This is a genomic window from Acidovorax sp. CF316 (assembly GCF_000276605.1).
Taxonomy (GTDB): Bacteria; Pseudomonadota; Gammaproteobacteria; order Burkholderiales; family Burkholderiaceae_C; genus Acidovorax.
Genome location: NZ_AKJX01000013.1, coordinates 14,435 through 32,936, shown reverse-complemented (window position 1 = coordinate 32,936; position 18,502 = coordinate 14,435). Strand labels below are relative to the sequence as shown.

Sequence of the window (18,502 nt, the reverse complement as noted above, 5' to 3'; positions counted from 1 at the left end):
CCAGGCCTTTCGCCCCCATGTACCGCGCACGACTCTCCCTGGCCTTTGCTGCCCTGGTGGCCCTGGTCTGCATCCAGGCCGCCTTTGTGTACTGGGGCGCCAACCGCGTCAACGACTATGCCCAGCACAGCCGGCTGGCCAGCGACATCCAGGCCGAGCTGCTGGACCTGTCGGCCAACAAGCAGCGCCTGCGCGTGTGGGCCATGCAGCGCCTGATGGACACCGATGCCCAGCCCGAACAGCGCGAGCGCCTGGTGGCCAGCATGGTCGCCAGCGCCGCCAACCTCGACGACCTGGTGCGGCGCGACCTGGCGCTGTGGACCGAGCTCGTGCGCCGCGAAGGCGTGAGCATGCCCGCCGAGGTGCCCCAGCTCGTGGGTGTGACCGAGCTGCTGCGCGACAACATCCAGGCGGTGGAGGCGCGGCTGGCGCAGCTGGTGCCGCTGGAGCAGGGCGCCGACTTTCCGGCCCTGTGGGGCGAGCTCACCCAGGTGTTCGACATGGCGCGCGGGCGCGACCTGCGCGAGCTGATCAATGGTGCCATCGCGCACCAGCGCGCGGCCGTGCCGGTAGCCCGCGCCGCCACCGAGCGCGGGCTCGACGTGCTGCGTGCGCAGGCCATCGGCATGGCCCTCATCACGCTGGCCGTTGCCGTGGTGCTGGCGCTGCACCTCAAGCGGCGTCTGCAGCGCCCGCTGGACCGGCTGCTCGAAGGCACGCAGGCCCTGCAGGCCGGGGCCCTGGACCACCGCGTGGCCACCGGCTCCAACGACGAATTCGACCGCGTGGCCCAGCACTTCAACGCCATGGCGGCCGAGCTGCAGCAGCACCGTGCGCGCGCCGATGCCGCGCGCCGCGGGTTGGAAGACGCGGTGCAGGCCCGCACCCAGGAGCTGAGCGCTGCGCACGACACCCTGCAGCGCCTGGACCAGCGCCGCCGCCAGCTGTTTGCCGACCTGGGTCACGAGCTGCGCACCCCCGCCACCTCCATCCGCGGCGAAGCCGAGATTGCGCTGCGCGGTGGCGACAAGCCGGCCGATGAATACCGCCAGACCCTGGCGCGCATCGTGGGTGGGGTGGACCAGCTCACCCGCGTCATCCACGACCTGCTGCTCATCGCCAAGGCCGAGGCCGACCAGTTGGTGATGCACCCGGCCCCGGTGGACCTGCGCGCCCTGCTGGGCGATGCCGCAGAGCAGGCCGCTGCCCTGGGCGCACCGCAGGGTGTGCAGGTGCAATGGCTGCTGGACGGCACCGAAGGGGATGGCGATGGCAGCGGCGCACTGCCTACCGGCCAGGTCACCGTGCTGGCCGACGCCGACCGCCTGCGCCAGGCGCTGGTGATCGTGCTGGACAACGCGGTGCGCTATTCGGCGCGCGGCACCACCGTGCGCATCGGCCTGCAAGGCGTGGCCGGGGCGGATGGGGTGGGTGAGGTCGCGGTGGTGGTGCGCGATGAAGGCATCGGCATCGACGCGGACGAACTGCCCCGCGTGTTCGAGCGCTTCGTGCGCGGGCGCCGGGCGCGCGCCCACCGGGCCGACGGCACGGGCATCGGCCTGTCCATCGCCCAGGGCATCGTGCAGGTGCACCAGGGCCGTATCGTCATCGCCAGCGTGCCCCAGCAGGGCACGGTGGTGCGCATCGAACTGCCGCGGGTGATGGCACCGCCGCCGCAGGGTGCCCCGCAGGTGGGAGCACAGCAGGGAGCGCTGGCATGAACATGAACAAGCACATCCTGGTGGTGGAAGACGACGCGCGCGTGGCCGACTTCCTGGTGCGCGGCCTCAAGGCCGAGGGCTACCGCGTGGAGCTGGCCCGCACCGGGCCCGAAGGCCTGGCCCTGGCGCGCAGCGCCGAGCCCGGCGTGCTGCTGCTCCTGGACCTGATGCTGCCCGGCCTGAGCGGGCTGGAGCTGTGCCAGACCCTGCGCGCCGAAGGCCGCCACATGCCCATGCTGATGCTCAGCGCGCTGAGCAACACCGAAGACAAGGTCAACGGCCTGCGCCTGGGGGCGGACGACTACCTCACCAAGCCCTTTGCCTTCGAGGAACTGCTGGCCCGCATTGAGGCCCTGCTGCGCCGGGGCCGCGAGCAGCGCCCGCGCGCCAGCACCCTGCAGGTGGCCGACCTGGTGCTCGACCTGGAGCGCATGCAGGCCAGCCGCGCCGGCCAGCCCATCGCGCTCACCGCCCGCGAGCTGGCCTTTCTGGAACTGCTGATCAGCGCCCCGGGCCGCGTGTACAGCCGCGAGCGCATCCTCTCCAACGTCTGGGGCACCAACGAAGATCCGCTGACCAACGTGGTCGACGTGTACGTGCGCCGCCTGCGCAGCAAGATCGACGAGGGCCACGCGCTGGCGCTCATCAAGACCGTGCGCGGCTTTGGCTACCGGCTGGACGCCACGGCGGATTGAACCCGGCCTTTGGCAGCCGGTCCAGGTGCGCAACGAGCCAGACCGTCAGCCAGGGCGATGCGAAGATCGCCACCAGGTCGGCCCGCACGGTGAGCTTCATCGGGCTGCGCAGTGAGGCGGTGAACAGACCATAGACCAGGCCCACCGCACAGACCCCGAGGGCCGCAACGCACGCCGTGGCGGGCCTGCGCGCCGGGGCCACCGCCGCGCAGAGAAACACCGCCATCAGACCAGGCATCGACGCCCCGCCGATGTCCAGCAACACGCGTGCGACCAGCCGCAGGCTGCATTTCACACTGGGAGGGGCGCTGCCGCCCCATTCCAGCGGCGGTGAACAAGTCGCCGCGGAAACATAGGGGAATGTCGACCACAACCAGAAGGCAAGAAGGATGGCGCCCACGAACACGAAGGGCAGGGCACACCAGCGAAGCCAGGTTTTCAGATGGTTCATACAGTGGAGGGACAGCAAATGGCCCCCAGTGTTGGCCCGCACAGTGAGGCCAGTATGAAGTGCTGCCCCGCGCTATGCTCTGCACAGCACATGCCGCTGGCGGCCACTGCGATACCGCCCTTGCCCACCGGGCCCTTTTTCTGCCTTGCATGACACCAGACCACCCAACCGCACCCCAGGGAGCCGACTTCCCCTTCTACAACGGCCAGCCCGTGGCGCTGGGTGCGCGGCAGTGGTGCTTCGTCCTGCTGGCCTTGGCGGCAGCCTATGGTGCGCTGTACATCCCCGCCATGGTGGCGTGGCGCATGTCCGGCGGTTGGGCTGCCGCGATCCCGGCCATCGTGTTCCCGGCGCTGCCGCTGCTGGCGCTGCGCGCGGTGGCGGGGCCGCAGTGGCAGGTGCTGTTTCGGCGCATGGGTTGGCGCGACGTGCGGCTGGCCATCGGCCTGGTGCTGCTCAGCATCACCGTCACGGTGGTGGTGGCCCTCGTCGTCTCGCGCCTGTTCGGCGCCGTGCCCAACCCCGTGATCAAGGCGCTGGCCGGCATGGGCACGGCAGAGAAGCTGGTCTTCATGGCCAGCACCATCCCGCACCTCATCGGCGAAGAGATCCTCACCGTGCTGCCGTTCCTGGCCTTCCTCACCTGGCTGGCCGGCCCGGTGGGCTGGCCACGGCGCCGGGCCATCGTGGGTGCCTGGGTGTTGGCATCGGTGCTGTTCGGTGCCTTGCACCTGCCCACTTACGGGTGGAACGTGGCGCAGAGTCTGGTCATCATCAGCACATCGCGCATGGTGCTGTGGCTGGCCTACCTGCGCACGAGGAACCTGTCTGTGGCTGCGCTGGCGCACATCCTCAACGACTGGTTGCTGCTGAGCTTCGTGCTGCTGCTGGGGGCGATCATCGGCTGAGCCATTGACGAGATCATGCCTGCCGCCTTTGTACGCAGCGCGAGACGCCCCACACCGCAAACCATGAAGACACCCCGAAAGCCACCTTGACGGCAAACACCAGGCTGGCGGGGCGCGCCCCATGGTCGCCGCCGACCAGAAACAGCAGTGCCAGAGCGCAGACCGCGATGGCTGCCGCACTGGCCGTGGCCGCCTTGCGCGCCGGGGCCACCACGGCACACAGTAGCACGGTGAGGGCACCCATGGCCGAGGCCCCGCCCATGTCCTTGAGAAGGTACACGGCCAGTGGCCAACTGCATTTCTTGTTGCCGCTGAGGCCGCCGTGCCACACCAGGTCAGGCGGGCAATGGGCCACGGCAATGGCCCCGAACGCCAGCCACAGCCAGATGCCAAGGCAGGCCGCGCCTATGAACACGAAGGGCAGGGAGAACCAGCGTAGCTGGTTGAGCAAGTAGGTCATTTTTTCAGGGTCGGCATGCGCACGACAAGGTGCCCACCAGTGTTGCCCGGCATGGTGAGGCCAGTGTGAAGTGCTGGCCACCGGTGCAGCGCCTGAAACACAAACCCAGCAGCCGGGGTTTACCGGCGCTGCGATATGCCTTCCAATGCGGCCCATGCCGCCCCTTGCACCTACCCGCATGACCCTTGCGCAGCCCCCCGCAGCCACGCCTGGCGGCGCCGACTTTCCCTTCTACAACGGCCGGCCGCTCGCCCTGGGTGCGGGCCGCTGGTGCGTGCTGCTGCTGGGCGCCGCGCTGGGCTTTGCCGCGCTCTACCTGCGCATGCCTGCAGCCTGGGGGGCTTGGGGCGCGGTGGTGCCGGCCGTCCTGTTCCCCCTGGTGCCCTTGCTGGCGCTGCGGTTGGTGGCCGGGCCGCACTGGCAGGTGCTGTTCCGGCGCGTGGGCTGGCGCGACCTGGGCCTGGCCCTGGGCGTGGCGCTGCTCAATATCGCGGTGACCGTGTTGGTGGCCCTGCTGGTCAGCCGCCTGTTCGGCGAGGAGGCTTCCAACCCCGCGTTCGGTGCGCTCGGGCGCATGGACACGGGCGAGCGCGTGGCCTTTTTTGCGCGCACCATACCCCAGCTCGTCGGCGAGGAAATCATCACCGTATTGCCCTTCCTCGCCGTGCTCGCCGGGTTGTCGGGCCCGCTGGGCCTCAGCCGGGGCCAGGCCATCGTGGGGGCCTGGCTGGTGTCGGCGCTGATCTTCGGCGCCTTGCACCTGCCCACCTATGGCTGGAATGTGGCGCAGTGCCTGCTGGTGATTGGCTCGGCGCGGCTGGTGCTGTCGCTGGCCTACCTGCGCACCAAGAACCTCGCCGTGTCCGCCATGGCGCACATCGCCAATGACTGGCTGCTTTTTGCAGGGGGCCTGGTGCTGGGCACTGCCGTCGGGGCCTGAGCCGCCAGCTTGGTACGCGGCACGCGGCCGAACTTGGCCCTGCAACGCTCTCTTGTTCAGCGTTGCTTTACCATCCCCGTGCGCATGCAGATTGCCTGCCAGCGCCATGCATGTGCGTGCACAGGGCCGCAGAACACAGTGACAAGGAAAAGATGCCATGGGCACGTATGACTATGATTTGTTCGTGATCGGCGGCGGCTCCGGTGGCGTCAGGGCCGGCCGTGTGGCCGCATCGCTGGGCAAGCGCGTGGCCGTTGCCGAGGAGCACCGGTTTGGCGGCACCTGCGTCATCCGTGGCTGTGTGCCCAAGAAGCTGTTCGTTTACGCCTCGCAGTTCCACGAGCATTTCGAGGACGCTGCGGGCTATGGCTGGCAGGTGGGCACGCCCACGTTCGACTGGAAGGCGCTGATCGCCGCCAAGGACAAGGAGATCGCCCGGCTCGAAGGCCTGTACCGCCGCGGCCTGGACACCAACGGTGCCGAGATCATCGACAGCCGCGCCGAGCTGGTGGACGCGCACACCGTGCGCATCGTGGCCACCGGCAAGACGGTGACCGCAGAGCGCATCGTCATCGCCACGGGCGGCACGCCCAACCCGCATGCGGCGCTGCCGGGGCACGAACTGTGCATCAGCTCCAACGAGGCCTTCGACCTTGCCGCGCTGCCGCGCTCCATCCTGATCGCTGGCGGCGGCTACATCGCCGTCGAGTTCGCCAACATCTTCCACGGCCTGGGTGTGGAGGTCACGCTGATCTACCGCGGCAAGGAAATCCTCTCGCGCTTCGACCACGACATGCGCCAGGGCCTGCACAAGGCCATGGTGGACAAGGGCATCCGCATCCTGCTCACCGATGTCATCGAGAACGTGGCCCAGGTGGAGGGCGAGGGCGGCGGCCTCATCGCCACCACGAAGAACGGCGAGACCATCGCTGTCGATACCGTCATGCTGGCGCTCGGCCGCGACCCCAACACCCGCGGCCTGGGGCTGGAGGCGGCCGGCGTGGCCCTGGACGAGCGCGGTGCCATCGTCGTGGACGCCTACTCGCGCACCAACGTGCCCAGCATCTGGGCACTGGGCGACGTGACCAACCGCGTGCAGCTCACGCCCGTGGCCATCCACGAGGCCATGTGTTTCATCGCCACCGAGTACCGGGGCCAACCCACCGCGCCTGACCACGATTTAATCGCCACCGCCGTGTTCTCGCAGCCCGAGATCGGCACCGTGGGCCTGTCGGAAGAAGAGGCCGCCCAACGCCATGCCGAGATCGAGGTCTACCGCGCCGAGTTCCGCCCCATGAAGGCCACACTCTCGGGCCGCGCCGAGAAGATGGTCATGAAGCTCGTGGTCGATGCCGCCAGCCGCAAGGTGCTGGGCGCCCACATCCTGGGCCACGATGCGGGCGAGATGGTGCAGATTTTGGGCATCTCGCTCAAGGCCGGCGCCACCAAGGACGACTTCGACCGCACCATGGCCGTGCACCCCACGGCGGCCGAAGAACTGGTGACCATGTACCAGCCGAGCTATCGTGTCAAAGATGGGCAGCGCGTCTGATCCCGCAGCAGGGCAGGGCATAACACGGCCAGCCTGGGGGCAGACGCCAGTCGTCTGCTCGGCGCGGCTCCAAACCCCGCCGCACCCATCTGCGCCATCGCCCGGAACGCCGGCCGCGCAAACAGGTAGCCCCGCATCAGCCGAATGCCGGTATCGCGCAGGACGTCCCGCTTCGCAGGGGTATCGAGCCGCTTCCAGGGTGGTGCGTATGCACAGCTTGGGCTTGTAGATGGAGTTGGGGAAGAAGTTAATGGACTCCTGCACTGCCAGAGCCAGTTCACTCGCCCCCTTGATGGCCTTGACCCGGCAGACCTGGTCGAAGTAGCGGTTGGCCTCGGTCACCTGCGACAGCACGCTGAACGTGCCTTCGACCGCAGGCCCGTGCAGCGCGATAGCCGCACCTGCCCAAACCTATTCCGGAGAGGACACCTTCGTGAGGTACGCCGGTGCATGTGCCATTGAATCGTCGCTGCAGTCACGTTTCACCGCTATGCTCGCACGCCTCGGCATGTTTCGAACGGCTTACTTTTCAAGGAATGATCGATGTTCGCAAGGATTCTGGCACTGGCTGCAATGGCGGTATTTCTATCTGGGTGCGCAACCACTACGCAGATCTCAGGTGCCGACCGGACGGCCCTGAAGTCCGTGGTGGTAAGCAGAGATGTGGCGGTACCGGAAAAGATGACGTACATGGGGCCCGGCGGCGCAACGCACATGGTGTTTGGCGTTGTGGGCGCCTTGGCAACGCAGTCCAGCAGAGAAGCCACGCGCGACGCGTTCCAGAAGGAGGTCTCCTCTGGGGCCACCATCGACCAGATCGCTTACGAAGAGACGCTCGCCCAGTTGCGCCAGTCCGGAAAATTCCCGCTGAGGGATACCCGGGACGCAGGGAGCGCGACGTTGCACATTTTGGTGGAAGGTTATGGCTTCAGCATCCCCAACGGATTCAGCTCCAACCTGGTGCCCACATTGCGCATGCGTTTGGAACTGAAGGACAGCGGGGGGCGCGTGCTCTGGACTGCAAGAGACTATCTGTCGGTTCTGGGCGGCCCGGTTGAGCCAGTGGCTGCAGATGTGATCAGAACCAACGCTGCTGCCAGAGAAGCCTCTTGGCGAGCGGGCGCCAAGGCATTGGCGGCCAAGCTGGTGGCAACCTACTGACGCACTGCTGGCCAACTTCCGGTGGGGGCTGCGGTCGTGGGCACTGTCAGATAGCGCCAGTTGTGCATCATGGCGACCGACCGCTGAAATTGGCGATGCATCGAGCCCACGCTCTTCAAGCCCGCAGTCACCTTATGCGTACTGCGCCAGGCCATGGCCAAACGACCAGTTCTCCTTGGCCACCTCCACCAGGCTGATGAACACATCGTCCGGCCGTAGGCCCGGGCTCTCGCCCAGCAACTGCGTGATGCGCTGGTACAGCGCCTTCTTCTGCTCCAGCGTGCGGGTGTTGTTGGCCGTGATCTGGATGAACACCAGGTCATCGCTGCGCGCTACCCCCATGTAGGTGGGGTTGTAGCTGAAGTTGGCGGCGTCGTGCTCGGTGATGACCATGAACTTGTCATCCTCGGGCACATTGAAGGTCTCGCGCATGGCCTGGTACAGGCTGTCGCAAAGGGCTTGGCGATAGGCCTCGGGTTTGCCGGCGCGCATGGCGATGTGGAGCAGGGGCATGGTTGTCATCTCTGTAAAGTAGTGATGGCGCCATGCTAATCATCACCGTTTGTTATTGCAATTTATACCAGTGATAATGATTGCATATGGCAAAGGACACGCAGCAACCGCAACCGCAACAACAGCACCGCCCCCTCGACCTCGACGCCATCGAAGCCTTTGTGCGCATTGTCGAGCTGGGCAGCTTTACCCGCGCGGCCGACGCCATGCAGACCACCCAGGCCGCGGTGAGTCTCAAACTCAAGCGCCTGGAAGACCGCCTGGGCTGCCGCCTCATTGAACGCACCCCGCGCCATGTGGAGCTGTCGGCGCATGGCGCCGCGTTTCTCGACCCCGCACGTGAACTGCTGGCCGTGCACCAGCGCACCCTGGCCACCTTTGCCGAACAGGCCGAGCGCGAGCGCGAGCGCATCGCCATCGGCATCAGCGACCACGTGGCCGGGCCCGACCTGCCCGCCCTCATCGCGCGCATGAACGCACACGACCCGGGCCTGGTGATCGAGATCCGCATCGGCTCCTCAGGCGACCTGCTGCAGGCCTATGACCGGCGCGAACTCGATGTGGCCATCCTGCGCTTCAGCGCGGGCCGCAGCGACGGCCAGGTGCTGTCCGAAGAGCCCCTTGGCTGGTTTGCGGCCCCCACTTGGCAGCACCGCGCAGGCGAGCCTTTGCCCATCGTCACCTTGGCAGAGCCGTGTGGCGTGCGCGTGGTGGCCAGCCAACTGCTCGATCAGGCTGGCGTGCCCTGGCGCGAGGCATTCGTGGGGGGCGGGGTGGCGGCTGTGTCTGCGGCCGTGATCGCCGGGCTGGGTGTGGCGGCACTGGCGCCGCGCATGCTGCCGCTGGGGGCTGTGGATGTGGGCGCGCGGCTGGGGCTGCCGGCGTTGCCGCGGCTGCCGGTGGTGCTGCACTCGCGGGTGCAGGGTGGGCGGGGGAGGGAGGCTGTGGGGGTGTTGGGGGCGGCGTTTGGGGGGTAGTGCCGTGCGGCCAGACATACAGCGCTCGGTTGAGTTCCTTCGCATCGGCCTTAACCTCCGCAATGGGCTGACGCACATCTGGATGACCCAGTGAATTTTCAACTAAGTCAGAGTTAGGACACATCATGAATTACGGCGCTCTTCATGCCCAGCTTGGGCGCTTCGTGCTGAAGTTTCAAACGGTAGAGGCCGCCATGGTCGAATTGACCGTTCAAATTGTGGACGCAGACTCAGAGTACGTGGCGACTCTGGTCGCGGAGTTGGAATTCAATGCGAAGGCGCGCGCACTTGATGTCATCTACACACGCCATGCCCAGATTTTCGGCTTGTCTGATCAAACGCCGCACGCAGAGTTTCATAAGCTGATGGCTAGAATTCAGAAGCTCGCCGCGCGACGCAACGATCTTGTGCATTCGTTTTACAACCTTCTGATTACGGTTGATGGTAAAGAAGCACTGGCTCGCACCCCCACTAGATTGAAGCCAAGCGATGGTGTTCGGGTACAAAACGGTGAAGACATACTGCCAGAAAAACTTGAGGCGGAGATTTCGGAAATGGGATCGATCCTGCAGGAACTGGAAAATTATCGGAGGGGTGCAATCGATATCATGTGTCCCGACCACTGAGCATCAAACTACCAATCGATAGGGCCCGCAATTGAAGAGGGCCGCTTTCCCACTAATACTGAGGTGCAGCTACGCATAAAGTCGGGTTTATTGTTTACTGCCGCAAACAGCTACAAGCAACAGGTCATGAAACCCCGCATCATGTACATCGAATCCAAGGCCGGCTGCCTCACCGGCCCTGCGCGCATTGGCAGGGTGCGTTTCTCCAAAACAGGCGCCACCCTGTACTACGCCGGGCAGTCCTTCCAGAGCCAAAAGGGCAGTGGCTTCAAGTCGAACTATTTCGACGAGGCAACGGGTGACCCGTACTGGATCTCCGGCCCGCGAAAGGATGGGCGCGATGCGCTGTATGCGACCCACATCGCGCCCGCTGTGGATGCCGACGTGCATGGTGAGTACTGGACCAAGGTCCGTGGCCTCGCAGTGCCTCCGCCGATGAAGAGTGGCGGGCTGGTTGTTTCCCTGCCGGACTCTCGGGCGGGTGCTGGCGTGGGGTGAGGCTGGTTCTTCAATCAATCCGACTCGGTTCGCGGGCGCTGCCAGAGCACACTGAGCTCTCCATCCACAAACCCCAGCGCCACGGCATCGCCCCGCTGCAGCAATGGCCCCAGCTTGGGCGACGCGAGGCAGGTGCGCAACAGTGCGTCCATGCGGGCCAGGCAGGCCTCCCAGCCGGGGCCGGAGAAGGCCTCGGGAATGTCCAGTTGCCGTTGGCGGGGCGACCAGGCCTCGTCGCAGGCCCAGTCCGGGTCGTCCTCGTCGAACCCGGCGGTGCCCACCAGCTCGACCGCGAATTTCACACCGTGCGCGGCGGCGGGCTCCAAAAGGTTGAAGGCGTAGGCCTTCACCTCGGGTGGCATGGCCCCGTCTGACATGGCATGGCGCAGCCAGGTGTGGAACTGCTCTTCAAAAGGCATGTGCTTGTTCATCCATCAATCCAGTAGAGAGACCGCCAATAGCCGCGACGCACGCTCCGGATCGTCCGCATCCGTGACCATCAGCAGCCGCTTGTCCCCGTCCAGCGCAATCCCTTCGACCTTGGGCGCGCCTTCCAGCGCAACCATGCGCTGCAGCACCCCGTCCGCACCGACCCAGCCGATGGCCGATGCCACGCATTCGCCATCGGCATAGCTGTCGTCCGTGTTCTCGGCCACGGCGCTGAAGACCCATCCGCCGTCACCATCGCCGCCGGGCGGCGCCGCGCCGTCGGTGAAGCCCAGCGGCACGCCATCCACCGTGCCCAGGTCGAACAGGGTGGAGTGCAGCGGCGCTGGTGGCTGCGCACAGGTGCCGGCCAGCCAGGCCTGCAGCGGGGCCAGCGGGTAGGTGATGCAGGCATTGCGCGCATCGCCCTTGTTGCCGCGCTGCAGCAGGTGCAGTACGCCGTTGGCGACAAAGGCGCCTTCGAGGTTCAGGTCGGCAAACTCCGCGCGCAGGGGCGCGTAGAGGGCGGACAGGTCCGCCACCTGTGCAGCGCCATCGGGGCGTCCGGTGGCATCGAGCGCGATGACAAGGCCCCGTTGCCGATTGGGCTTGGACCCGGACCCCAGGGCCAGCAGCGCCCCGCTCGGGTGGGTGGGCGATGCGGGCAGCAAGGCCAGCGCTTCCAGGTCGGGCTTGCGCTTTTTGCGGGCCTTTGGCTCGGCTGGCAGGTCGCCTGGCAGGATGCGGTGCAACTGCACCAGGGGAGCTTGCGGCAGCGCGGCTGTGCCGGCAGGCAGCAGGCCCAGGTGGTGTTCGTCGTCGGCCACCAGGTACAGCCATGTGCCTGCCCGCACCAGGCCGCTGGCCGCGCTCAGGTGCGGCTGGCCACGCGGGTGGCTCGCGGGGTCGAGCAGCAGGTCCTGCAGGTGGGTGGGTGTGAGGAGCATGGCGGTGTGAGCATAGACCATAGAAATGGGCATGGGGTGATGGGGGGCCAGCGCTGTTTCTTCCATGCCGCTTGCCTGCCGGAAGTGGGCTAGGATTCAGCGTCTGACATCATCAAACCAAGGAGGAGGGTGCATGAAATTTCCAACAAGCATGGCGTTCCTGGCAGTGGCGGCTGTGCTGGCCCTGTCGGCATGCAGTTCGACCGACGTCGTGCGCGCGCCGGTCGAGGCCACCATCGGCCAGCAACTGATCGACCTGAAGAGCGCCTTCAACAACGGCGCATTGAGCAGCCGAGAGTACGACAGCCAGCGCCGCCGGCTGATCGACAGCGTGAAGTGACTGAGAACAGCGCCATGAACAAGCACAACCACCATCGGATTGCCACCATCACCATCGTCTGCGCATGCTTGGCATCGCTGGCCGGCTGCGTGAGCAGCAGCACCTCGCGCGTGACCGTGCAGGAGGGCGTCAAGTTCTCCAAGGGCCGCGAGCTCGATGACCTGGTGAAGGCCTACGACGCCCAGGCCGTGACGCGCAGCGAGTACGAGGAGCTGCGCCAGGTGATCATGAAGCGCCCCAACTGAGCCGCCATGGCGAAGGCGAGGGTAAGGGCGATGCCATGAAACCCTCGGCACCGCCAGGCCGGGCCCTTCGCGACCTGGCGCGGCTCGCGCGCACCAGCGGGGCGCCAGGGTTTCTGCCTGAGCTGTGGCTGCTCGGGCCCATTGAGTACCAGTTGCACAAGACTCTGCGCAAGCTGGGGCTGCGCACGGGCAGGGACATCGCCAAGGTCAATATCTACGGGGTTGAGCATCCGGCCGCCTGGAGCGGCGAGGTGTTCGATGGCTGCACTGATGTGGAGATCGCTGCCGACTGGAACGCCATTGCCATGCTGCCTGCCCCCGAGCGGGCGATGGCGACCCATGCCGCCTTGGTGGCGGGGCTGCAGACCGTGCTGGATGCCTGCGGGGTGGAGCGCCATACCTACCTGCCGGCCTTACGGGCTTTGGCAGCCGATGGTTTTTGCCATGCAGTGAAGCTGGCCACGGTGAAGCAAGGCAGCGGCACATTAGCGCTGTGGCTGGAGTGGGATGGGGCGCTCGACCTGGCTCGGCTGGTGGTGCGCGGCAAGGCGGCCGCGCGCAAGGCTGCCACCGAGCAGTTGCTGGGCTGCGCCTGGCCTGACTTCGATGGCATCCGCCCGCAGGACGTGGCGGTGGACGAGCGCGGTGGCATCACCATCGAGGTGTTTGCGGGTTTCATGCAGCCGGACCGGCTGTTGAAGGGCCGCCCTTACTTCGACATCCCTGGTGCGGTGAGGACGGCGGTTCCGGGGCGGGAGCGGATTTCGCTCAGCTTCACCCTGCCGCAGGCGGGGCCTGTATAGCCCATGGCCTGATCTGGTGGTAGCCAACCACACGCCAGCGTGCGCCGCCGACTGCCCTGAGGGGCCATCACCAATCTCTGCTGCGCAAAAGTAACAATTCGTTATACGATATCTCCAAACCGCCCGTCTCCACCGATCCAATTCCCGCCATGGGCACCGCCAGCGGGCCCCCCCGCACCCCTGAGGACGCCGCGCCCACCCTGCGGTTGCGGGTGCTGCTGCGCTTCGAGCCGGCGCAGGTCGAGCACGCGTTTGGCGAGCACTACCTCTCGTTCTACCACCGCTATGCCCAGGGCGCGCTGCTGCTGGGCCTGTTGCTGGTGCTGGGCGATTTCCTGGTCGACTGGATCGCCTACCCCACGGTGGCGGTCAATGCGCTGCGGCTGCAGGTGGCCGTGCCCATTTTGCTGGGGGGCCTGGCCTACACCTTCCTGCCGCAGGCGCGTCGGCACTGGCAGCCCGTGCTGGCCGGTTTCATCGTCGCGCTGTCGCTGTGCCTGTTCTGGATATTGCTGCGCATCGATGCGGCCGGCGGCGAGGGGCTGAACTCCTGGGTCGGCATCTTGAACTTCACCTTCCTGGAGTTCTACTGCTTCATCGTGCTGGGCCTGCAGTTCCGCTGGGCGCTGATGGCGGGCCTGGCCATCCTGGCGGCCTTTTGCGCCACGCTGTGGTGGCACCCCGGCCAGTCGCCGACCGAGGCGGCCTACTGGTCCTACCACGTGGTCACGCTGTTCCTGCTGGCGGTGGGGGTGGGCTGGTGGCGCGAGTTCATCGTGCGCAAGGACTATGCGGCCCAGTGGGCGCTGGAGCGAGCGCGCCTGGCGGCCGAGCAGCTGGCGCTGGTCAAAAGCGAGTTCCTGGCCACCATCAGCCACGAGATCCGCACGCCGCTCAATGGCGTGCTGGGCATGAACGAGTTGCTGCTCGGCAGCGGGCTGAGCCGCGAGCAGCGCGAGTGGGCCGGTGCGGTGCAGGCCTCGGGCCGGCACCTGCTGGCGCTGATCGACGATGTGCTGGACGTCTCGAAGATCGAGGCCGGGCAGCTGCAGCTGGAGCAGGCCGGTGTCGACCTGCGGCGCGAGATCGGTGCGGCGCAGGCCATGTTCGTGCAGCCCGCGCTGGCCAAGGGCCTCAACCTGCAGGCGCAGGTGAAGTGGCAGATGCCCGAGTGCCAATTGGTGGGCGACGCGCTGCGCCTGCGACAGATCGTGGCCAACCTCATCGGCAACGCGATCAAGTTCACGGAACAGGGCAGCGTGAATGTGCAGGTGTGGGTGGCGCCCGCGCAGGCGGCCGGGCGCGCCCAGGTGGACATTGTGGTGCAGGACACGGGCATCGGCATACCGGCCGAGGCGCAGGAGCGCATCTTCGAGCGCTTTGCCCAGGCAGACGGATCGACCACGCGCCGCTTTGGCGGCACCGGCCTGGGGCTGGCGATCTGCCGCGACCTGGCCCGGGCCATGGGGGGCGACGTTGCGGTGCAAAGCCAGCCGGGCGCCGGCTCGCGCTTCACGGTGCAGCTGGAGCTGCCAGTTGCCGGCGCATTGCCCGCGCGTACCGACAACGGTGGGGAAGGCGCTGCAGGGGCGGCTGCAGACGCCGTGCCGCGCCTGCAAGGCACCGTGCTGCTGGTGGAGGACCACCCGGTCAACCGCGCCGTGGCGGCGGGCATGCTGCGCAAGCTGGGCCTGGCCTGGCGCGAGGCGCACGACGGCGCGCAGGCCATCGAGCACGTGCGCGCACACGATTTCGACGCCGTGCTCATGGACTGCCAGATGCCGGTGGTGGACGGCTATGCCGCCAGCCGCGCGATACGCGGCCTGCCCGATGGGCGCGGCGCCAGCCTGCCCATCATCGCGCTCACGGCCAATGCCGGCGCCGACGATGCCGCCCGCTGCCGCGCCAGCGGGATGGACGGCTTCATCGCCAAGCCCTACGGCATTGGCACCCTGGCCGCGGCGCTGGCGCCCTGGCTGCAGGTGGTGCCGCAGGCGCTGCCCGAGGCGCCCGTGGTGCCTGCCGACGACCGCGCAGCCATCGACGCGCGCGCGGTCGAGACCCTGCTGTACCTGGACGAGCAGGGCGGCACGGGGCTGCTGCGCGAGGTGGTGACGGGTTTCCTCGACGCCGCGGCGCAGGGGCTGGCCGCCATGGAGCAGGCGCTGGCCGATGGCCAACTGCCCCATGCCGCGCGCATTGCCCATGGCCTCAAGTCCTCGGCCGCCCATGCCGGCGCGCTGGAGATGGCCGAAGGCATGCGCAGCGTCGAGCGCCATGCGCTCGCCGATGACGCCCATGGGGTGCGCCAGGGGCTGGCGCGCATGCACGATGCCCGCCGCCGCACCGTGGCCGCCCTGCATGCCGTGCTGGAGGCGCACCCATGAGCAAGGAGGCGCCGGCCCTGCCGGAAGAAGGGCTGCCGCCCAAACCGGGGCTGGTGGCGCTTGTCCGCGTGCTGATCGCCGACGACGATCCCGGCATGCGCGCCATGCTGCGGGCCGCCGTGCGCAAGCTCGGCTTCGAGCCCGTGCTGGCCGAGGATGGGGCTTCTGCGCTGCTCGCGTTCCGCCAATCGCCGTGCTCGCTGGTGCTGCTCGACGTGGAGATGCCAGGCCTCAACGGCTACGAGCTGTGCGGCATCCTGCGCCACGAGGCCGGTCCGTTCGTGCCCATCGTGCTGGTCACGGGCAACGACGACGTGGCATCGGTCGAGAACGCCTATGCCGCCGGCGCCACGGACTTCATCTCCAAGCCCGTGAACTGGCCCATCCTGGGCCACCGGCTGCGGCACCTGCTCAGGAACTTCGGCATCCAGCGCGACCTGCAGCTGGCGCAGGCGCGCAATGCGGCCATCCTCGATGCGCTGCCCGACCTGCTGTTCGAACTCGATGCCCAGGGCCGCTTCATCCAGTGCAATGCGCCCGCCAACGAGGAGCTGGCCACGCACTACCGCGCGCTGTTGGGCCGCACGGTCAGCGAGGTCCTCTCGCCCAAGCTGCGCGAGCTGGCCATGGCCGCTGCCGCCGAGGCGCGCACCCTGGGGCATGCCCGCCCACGTACCTACCGCCTGCACCTGCCCGCCGGAGAGCGCTGGTTTGAGCTGTCGGTGGCGCGCAAGGCGGCCGATGACAGCCTGGAGGGGCAGGGGGGGCCCACCTTCATTGCCCTGTCGCGCGACGTCACCGCGCGCAAGGACGCCGAGCGCCGCATCTCCGACCTGGCCGACTCGCTGCGCCAGGCCAATGCCGACCTGCGCCGGGCCAACGACCAGCTGCAGCGCCAGGCCTTCGAGGACCCGCTGAGCGGCCTGCCGAACCGCGCCCTGTTCAACCAGCGCCTGGGCCAGGCGCTGCAGCGCATTGCCGCACAGGGCGGGGCCACGGGCATGGAGGCAGGGGCGGAGGCGGAGGCGGGGGCGGGGGGGCCCTGCGAGCTGGGCGTGATGTTCATCGACCTCGACGGCTTCAAGCCCATCAACGACAGCTTCGGCCATGCCGCGGGCGATGCCGTGCTCAAGGAGGTGGCGCGGCGCCTGGAGTCTGTGGTGCGGGGCGCCGACCTGCTGGCCCGGCTGGGTGGGGACGAGTTCGTGGCGCTGATCGAATCGCCCACGGCGGGCGAGGAGGCCATGCGCGTGGGCAGCCGCATCATCGAGGTGCTGCGCCGCCCATATGCCGTGGGCCGCCACCGGGTCTCGCTGTCGTGCTCCATCGGCGTGGTGCTGCACCCCCGGCAGGAGCCCTCGGGCGACCGCCTGCTGGCCTGCGCCGACGCGGCCATGTACGAGGCCAAGCGCGCCGGCGGCAGCTGCTGTGTGCTGTACGAGAAATCCATGTCCGACGACGGCCCCGAAGAGGTGCTGATGCGCCAGGCGCTGCGCGAGTCGCTGGAGCGCGGCGACCTGGTGCTGCACTACCAGCCCAAGGTGGACTGCACCGAGGGCCGGGTGCACGGCCTGGAGGCCCTGCTGCGCTGGGAGCACGAAAAATTCGGCCAGGTCAGCCCGGAGATCTTCATCCCGCTGGCCGAGCGCTACGGCCTCATCGGCGCCATCGGCAACTGGGTCATCGACACGGCCTGCGCCCAACTGGCGCAATGGCAGGCACTGGGGCTGCGCTGCCGCATCTCCGTCAACCTGTCACCCCACCAGCTGCGCCAGCCCGACCTGGTGGAGCGCATCGGCCAGGCCCTGGCGGCGCACGGGCTGCGCCCCGCGCAGCTGTCGTGCGAGATCACCGAATCGACCATGATGGAGCACTCCGCGCAGGAGCGCGCCATGCTCGAGCGCATTGCGGCCATGGGGGTGCGGCTGTCCATCGACGACTTCGGCACCGGCTACTCGTCGCTGGCGCAGCTGCGCCACATCCCTGCACGGCAGCTCAAGATCGACCGCAGCTTCGTCACCGACCTGGCCAGCAGCGAGCAGGCGCGCCATGTGGTGCAGGCCGTGATACAGCTGGCCCACGGCCTGGGCATGGAGGTTGTCGCCGAAGGGGTGGAAACGCAGGCGCAGATGAACGTGCTGGGCGCGCAGGGCTGCGACCTGGTGCAGGGCTTTCACATCGCGCGGCCCATGCCGGCGGCGGACGTGCCCGGCTGGATGCGCGACCGCGAGCACACGCCCAGCCTGTGGAGCCCGCTGGCGGGCCCGGCCGGCTGAACGCCTGTCCATTTGGCCTGGCTCATGCAGCCAGGACAGCCGCACATTGCGGCCCAGGTCCGACGGGGCCGAGAGCCGCAGGCTGCGCGTGGAACGCACGCCAGCGCTGTGCTGCTATGGCCGAAACCGGTGCTTGAGTGCGGCCATGGTGGCGTAGCTGCCTCGGACCCAGCCGAGGACTTCCTCGCCCTGGCGTGTGAATTCGATGGTCTCCCCGCCCGGGCGGGTGGTGATGGGCACGTCGTAGTAGCTTTCGAGAAAATCCAGCGCCTGCAACAGGCGCTCCCGGCCGAGGCCGGTGATCTGCTCCGCCTCGGGCCAGCGCACGCCCGAATGCAGGCTGCCGATGGCATTGGCAGCGTCGAGCAGCGGCACCAGGTCCGCAAGCGGCGGGGCGGGCATCATCGCGGGCCGTTCGGCGCGTGCTTGCGGTCCCCCGGTGGCGTCATTTCTCGTTGTCCCTGTCCTGCTTGTCCTTCTTCGCCTGGTCGTGGTGCCACTTGATGGCGAAGAACATGCCGGTGCCGAACACCAGCACCTTGAACGTGATGAAGACGATGGGGACCCAATCCATTG

At 67.7% G+C, this 18,502-nt stretch carries 21 protein-coding genes; 14 read left to right on the top strand and 7 right to left on the bottom strand.

The window, feature by feature from the left end; all coding sequences use genetic code 11:
- The first annotated feature begins 17 nt into the window (after window positions 1-17).
- Both PMI14_RS01650 and PMI14_RS01645 read left to right on the top strand, forming a co-directional pair.
- A complete protein-coding gene (locus tag PMI14_RS01650; protein WP_007848639.1) occupies window positions 18-1,721 on the top strand; it encodes a cell wall metabolism sensor histidine kinase WalK in 1,704 nt (567 codons plus the stop codon).
- A gap of 2 nt (window positions 1,722-1,723) precedes the next feature.
- Complete coding sequence (locus tag PMI14_RS01645; protein WP_035201983.1) at window positions 1,724-2,416, top strand: response regulator transcription factor; 693 nt, start codon at window positions 1,724-1,726, stop codon at window positions 2,414-2,416.
- Here the strand turns inward: PMI14_RS01645 and PMI14_RS01640 are convergent.
- The gene (locus tag PMI14_RS01640; RefSeq protein ID WP_007848634.1) at window positions 2,367-2,867 is read right to left on the bottom strand and encodes a hypothetical protein; all 501 of its coding nucleotides are present in this window, start codon (window positions 2,865-2,867) and stop codon (window positions 2,367-2,369) included. The two genes, PMI14_RS01645 and PMI14_RS01640, sit on opposite strands and share 50 nt — an antisense overlap.
- 149 nt (window positions 2,868-3,016) lie before the next feature.
- On the opposite strand from PMI14_RS01640, the gene PMI14_RS01635 reads away from it, so the two are divergent.
- A complete protein-coding gene (locus PMI14_RS01635) occupies window positions 3,017-3,775 on the top strand; it encodes a CPBP family intramembrane glutamic endopeptidase (RefSeq protein ID WP_007848631.1) in 759 nt (252 codons plus the stop codon).
- A 13-nt stretch (window positions 3,776-3,788) separates the two neighbouring features.
- Here PMI14_RS01635 and PMI14_RS01630 read toward each other — a convergent pair whose 3' ends face one another.
- A complete protein-coding gene (locus tag PMI14_RS01630; protein ID WP_007848628.1) occupies window positions 3,789-4,235 on the bottom strand; it encodes a hypothetical protein in 447 nt (148 codons plus the stop codon).
- 178 nt (window positions 4,236-4,413) lie between these two features.
- Between PMI14_RS01630 and PMI14_RS01625 the strand changes: the two genes are divergently transcribed.
- From PMI14_RS01625 to PMI14_RS01615, 3 genes are all read left to right on the top strand, one after another.
- Entirely contained in the window at window positions 4,414-5,175 is a 762-nt protein-coding gene (locus tag PMI14_RS01625) for a CPBP family intramembrane glutamic endopeptidase (protein WP_007848625.1), read from the top strand.
- Window positions 5,176-5,332: 157 nt separating this feature from the next.
- Window positions 5,333-6,727 carry a glutathione-disulfide reductase gene (gene gor, locus PMI14_RS01620; RefSeq protein WP_007848623.1) on the top strand — a complete coding sequence of 465 codons (1,395 nt, stop codon included), beginning with the start codon at window positions 5,333-5,335 and terminating at the stop codon, window positions 6,725-6,727.
- A 543-nt stretch (window positions 6,728-7,270) separates the two neighbouring features.
- Window positions 7,271-7,888: a hypothetical protein gene (locus PMI14_RS01615; RefSeq protein WP_007848621.1), complete on the top strand. Its 618-nt coding sequence runs from the start codon at window positions 7,271-7,273 to the stop codon at window positions 7,886-7,888.
- Between the two features lie 132 nt (window positions 7,889-8,020).
- Here PMI14_RS01615 and PMI14_RS01610 read toward each other — a convergent pair whose 3' ends face one another.
- A complete protein-coding gene (locus tag PMI14_RS01610) occupies window positions 8,021-8,401 on the bottom strand; it encodes a tautomerase family protein (protein ID WP_007848618.1) in 381 nt (126 codons plus the stop codon).
- A gap of 86 nt (window positions 8,402-8,487) precedes the next feature.
- Between PMI14_RS01610 and PMI14_RS01605 the strand changes: the two genes are divergently transcribed.
- The 3 genes from PMI14_RS01605 to PMI14_RS01595 all read left to right on the top strand — a co-directional run bounded on the left by PMI14_RS01605 (window position 8,488) and on the right by PMI14_RS01595 (window position 10,502).
- The gene (locus tag PMI14_RS01605; protein ID WP_007848616.1) at window positions 8,488-9,378 is read left to right on the top strand and encodes a LysR family transcriptional regulator; all 891 of its coding nucleotides are present in this window, start codon (window positions 8,488-8,490) and stop codon (window positions 9,376-9,378) included.
- Window positions 9,379-9,503: 125 nt separating this feature from the next.
- Window positions 9,504-10,004, top strand: a complete 501-nt coding sequence (locus PMI14_RS01600; RefSeq protein WP_007848615.1) for a hypothetical protein — start codon at window positions 9,504-9,506, stop codon at window positions 10,002-10,004.
- 126 nt (window positions 10,005-10,130) lie between these two features.
- Complete coding sequence (locus PMI14_RS01595; RefSeq protein ID WP_007848613.1) at window positions 10,131-10,502, top strand: hypothetical protein; 372 nt, start codon at window positions 10,131-10,133, stop codon at window positions 10,500-10,502.
- 14 nt (window positions 10,503-10,516) lie between these two features.
- Here the strand turns inward: PMI14_RS01595 and PMI14_RS01590 are convergent, their stop codons facing one another.
- Complete coding sequence (locus tag PMI14_RS01590) at window positions 10,517-10,933, bottom strand: hypothetical protein (protein ID WP_007848612.1); 417 nt, start codon at window positions 10,931-10,933, stop codon at window positions 10,517-10,519.
- Window positions 10,934-10,936: 3 nt separating this feature from the next.
- Complete coding sequence (locus tag PMI14_RS01585; protein ID WP_035201980.1) at window positions 10,937-11,875, bottom strand: hypothetical protein; 939 nt, start codon at window positions 11,873-11,875, stop codon at window positions 10,937-10,939.
- A 133-nt stretch (window positions 11,876-12,008) separates the two neighbouring features.
- Here PMI14_RS01585 and PMI14_RS33310 point away from each other — a divergent pair, with 133 nt between their 5' ends.
- The 5 genes from PMI14_RS33310 (at window position 12,009) to PMI14_RS01565 (ending at window position 17,926) form a co-directional block, all read left to right on the top strand.
- Window positions 12,009-12,215: a hypothetical protein gene (locus PMI14_RS33310; protein ID WP_007848609.1), complete on the top strand. Its 207-nt coding sequence runs from the start codon at window positions 12,009-12,011 to the stop codon at window positions 12,213-12,215.
- Window positions 12,216-12,229: 14 nt separating this feature from the next.
- A complete protein-coding gene (locus tag PMI14_RS33305) occupies window positions 12,230-12,460 on the top strand; it encodes a hypothetical protein (RefSeq protein WP_007848607.1) in 231 nt (76 codons plus the stop codon).
- A gap of 35 nt (window positions 12,461-12,495) precedes the next feature.
- Window positions 12,496-13,263 (top strand): hypothetical protein, encoded by a 768-nt coding sequence (locus tag PMI14_RS01575; protein WP_007848601.1) that lies wholly within the window; start codon window positions 12,496-12,498, stop codon window positions 13,261-13,263.
- A gap of 149 nt (window positions 13,264-13,412) precedes the next feature.
- Window positions 13,413-15,650 carry an ATP-binding protein gene (locus PMI14_RS01570; RefSeq protein WP_007848596.1) on the top strand — a complete coding sequence of 746 codons (2,238 nt, stop codon included), beginning with the start codon at window positions 13,413-13,415 and terminating at the stop codon, window positions 15,648-15,650.
- On the top strand, window positions 15,647-17,926 hold the full coding sequence (locus PMI14_RS01565) for a bifunctional diguanylate cyclase/phosphodiesterase (RefSeq protein WP_007848595.1): 2,280 nt from the start codon (window positions 15,647-15,649) through the stop codon (window positions 17,924-17,926). Before PMI14_RS01570 ends, PMI14_RS01565 begins: the two co-directional genes overlap by 4 nt.
- A 114-nt stretch (window positions 17,927-18,040) precedes the next feature.
- Here the strand turns inward: PMI14_RS01565 and PMI14_RS01560 are convergent, their stop codons facing one another.
- Window positions 18,041-18,328 carry a hypothetical protein gene (locus tag PMI14_RS01560; protein ID WP_145697908.1) on the bottom strand — a complete coding sequence of 96 codons (288 nt, stop codon included), beginning with the start codon at window positions 18,326-18,328 and terminating at the stop codon, window positions 18,041-18,043.
- 43 nt (window positions 18,329-18,371) lie between these two features.
- A complete protein-coding gene (locus PMI14_RS35750) occupies window positions 18,372-18,500 on the bottom strand; it encodes a hypothetical protein (protein ID WP_007848592.1) in 129 nt (42 codons plus the stop codon).
- Window positions 18,501-18,502: the final 2 nt, after the last annotated feature.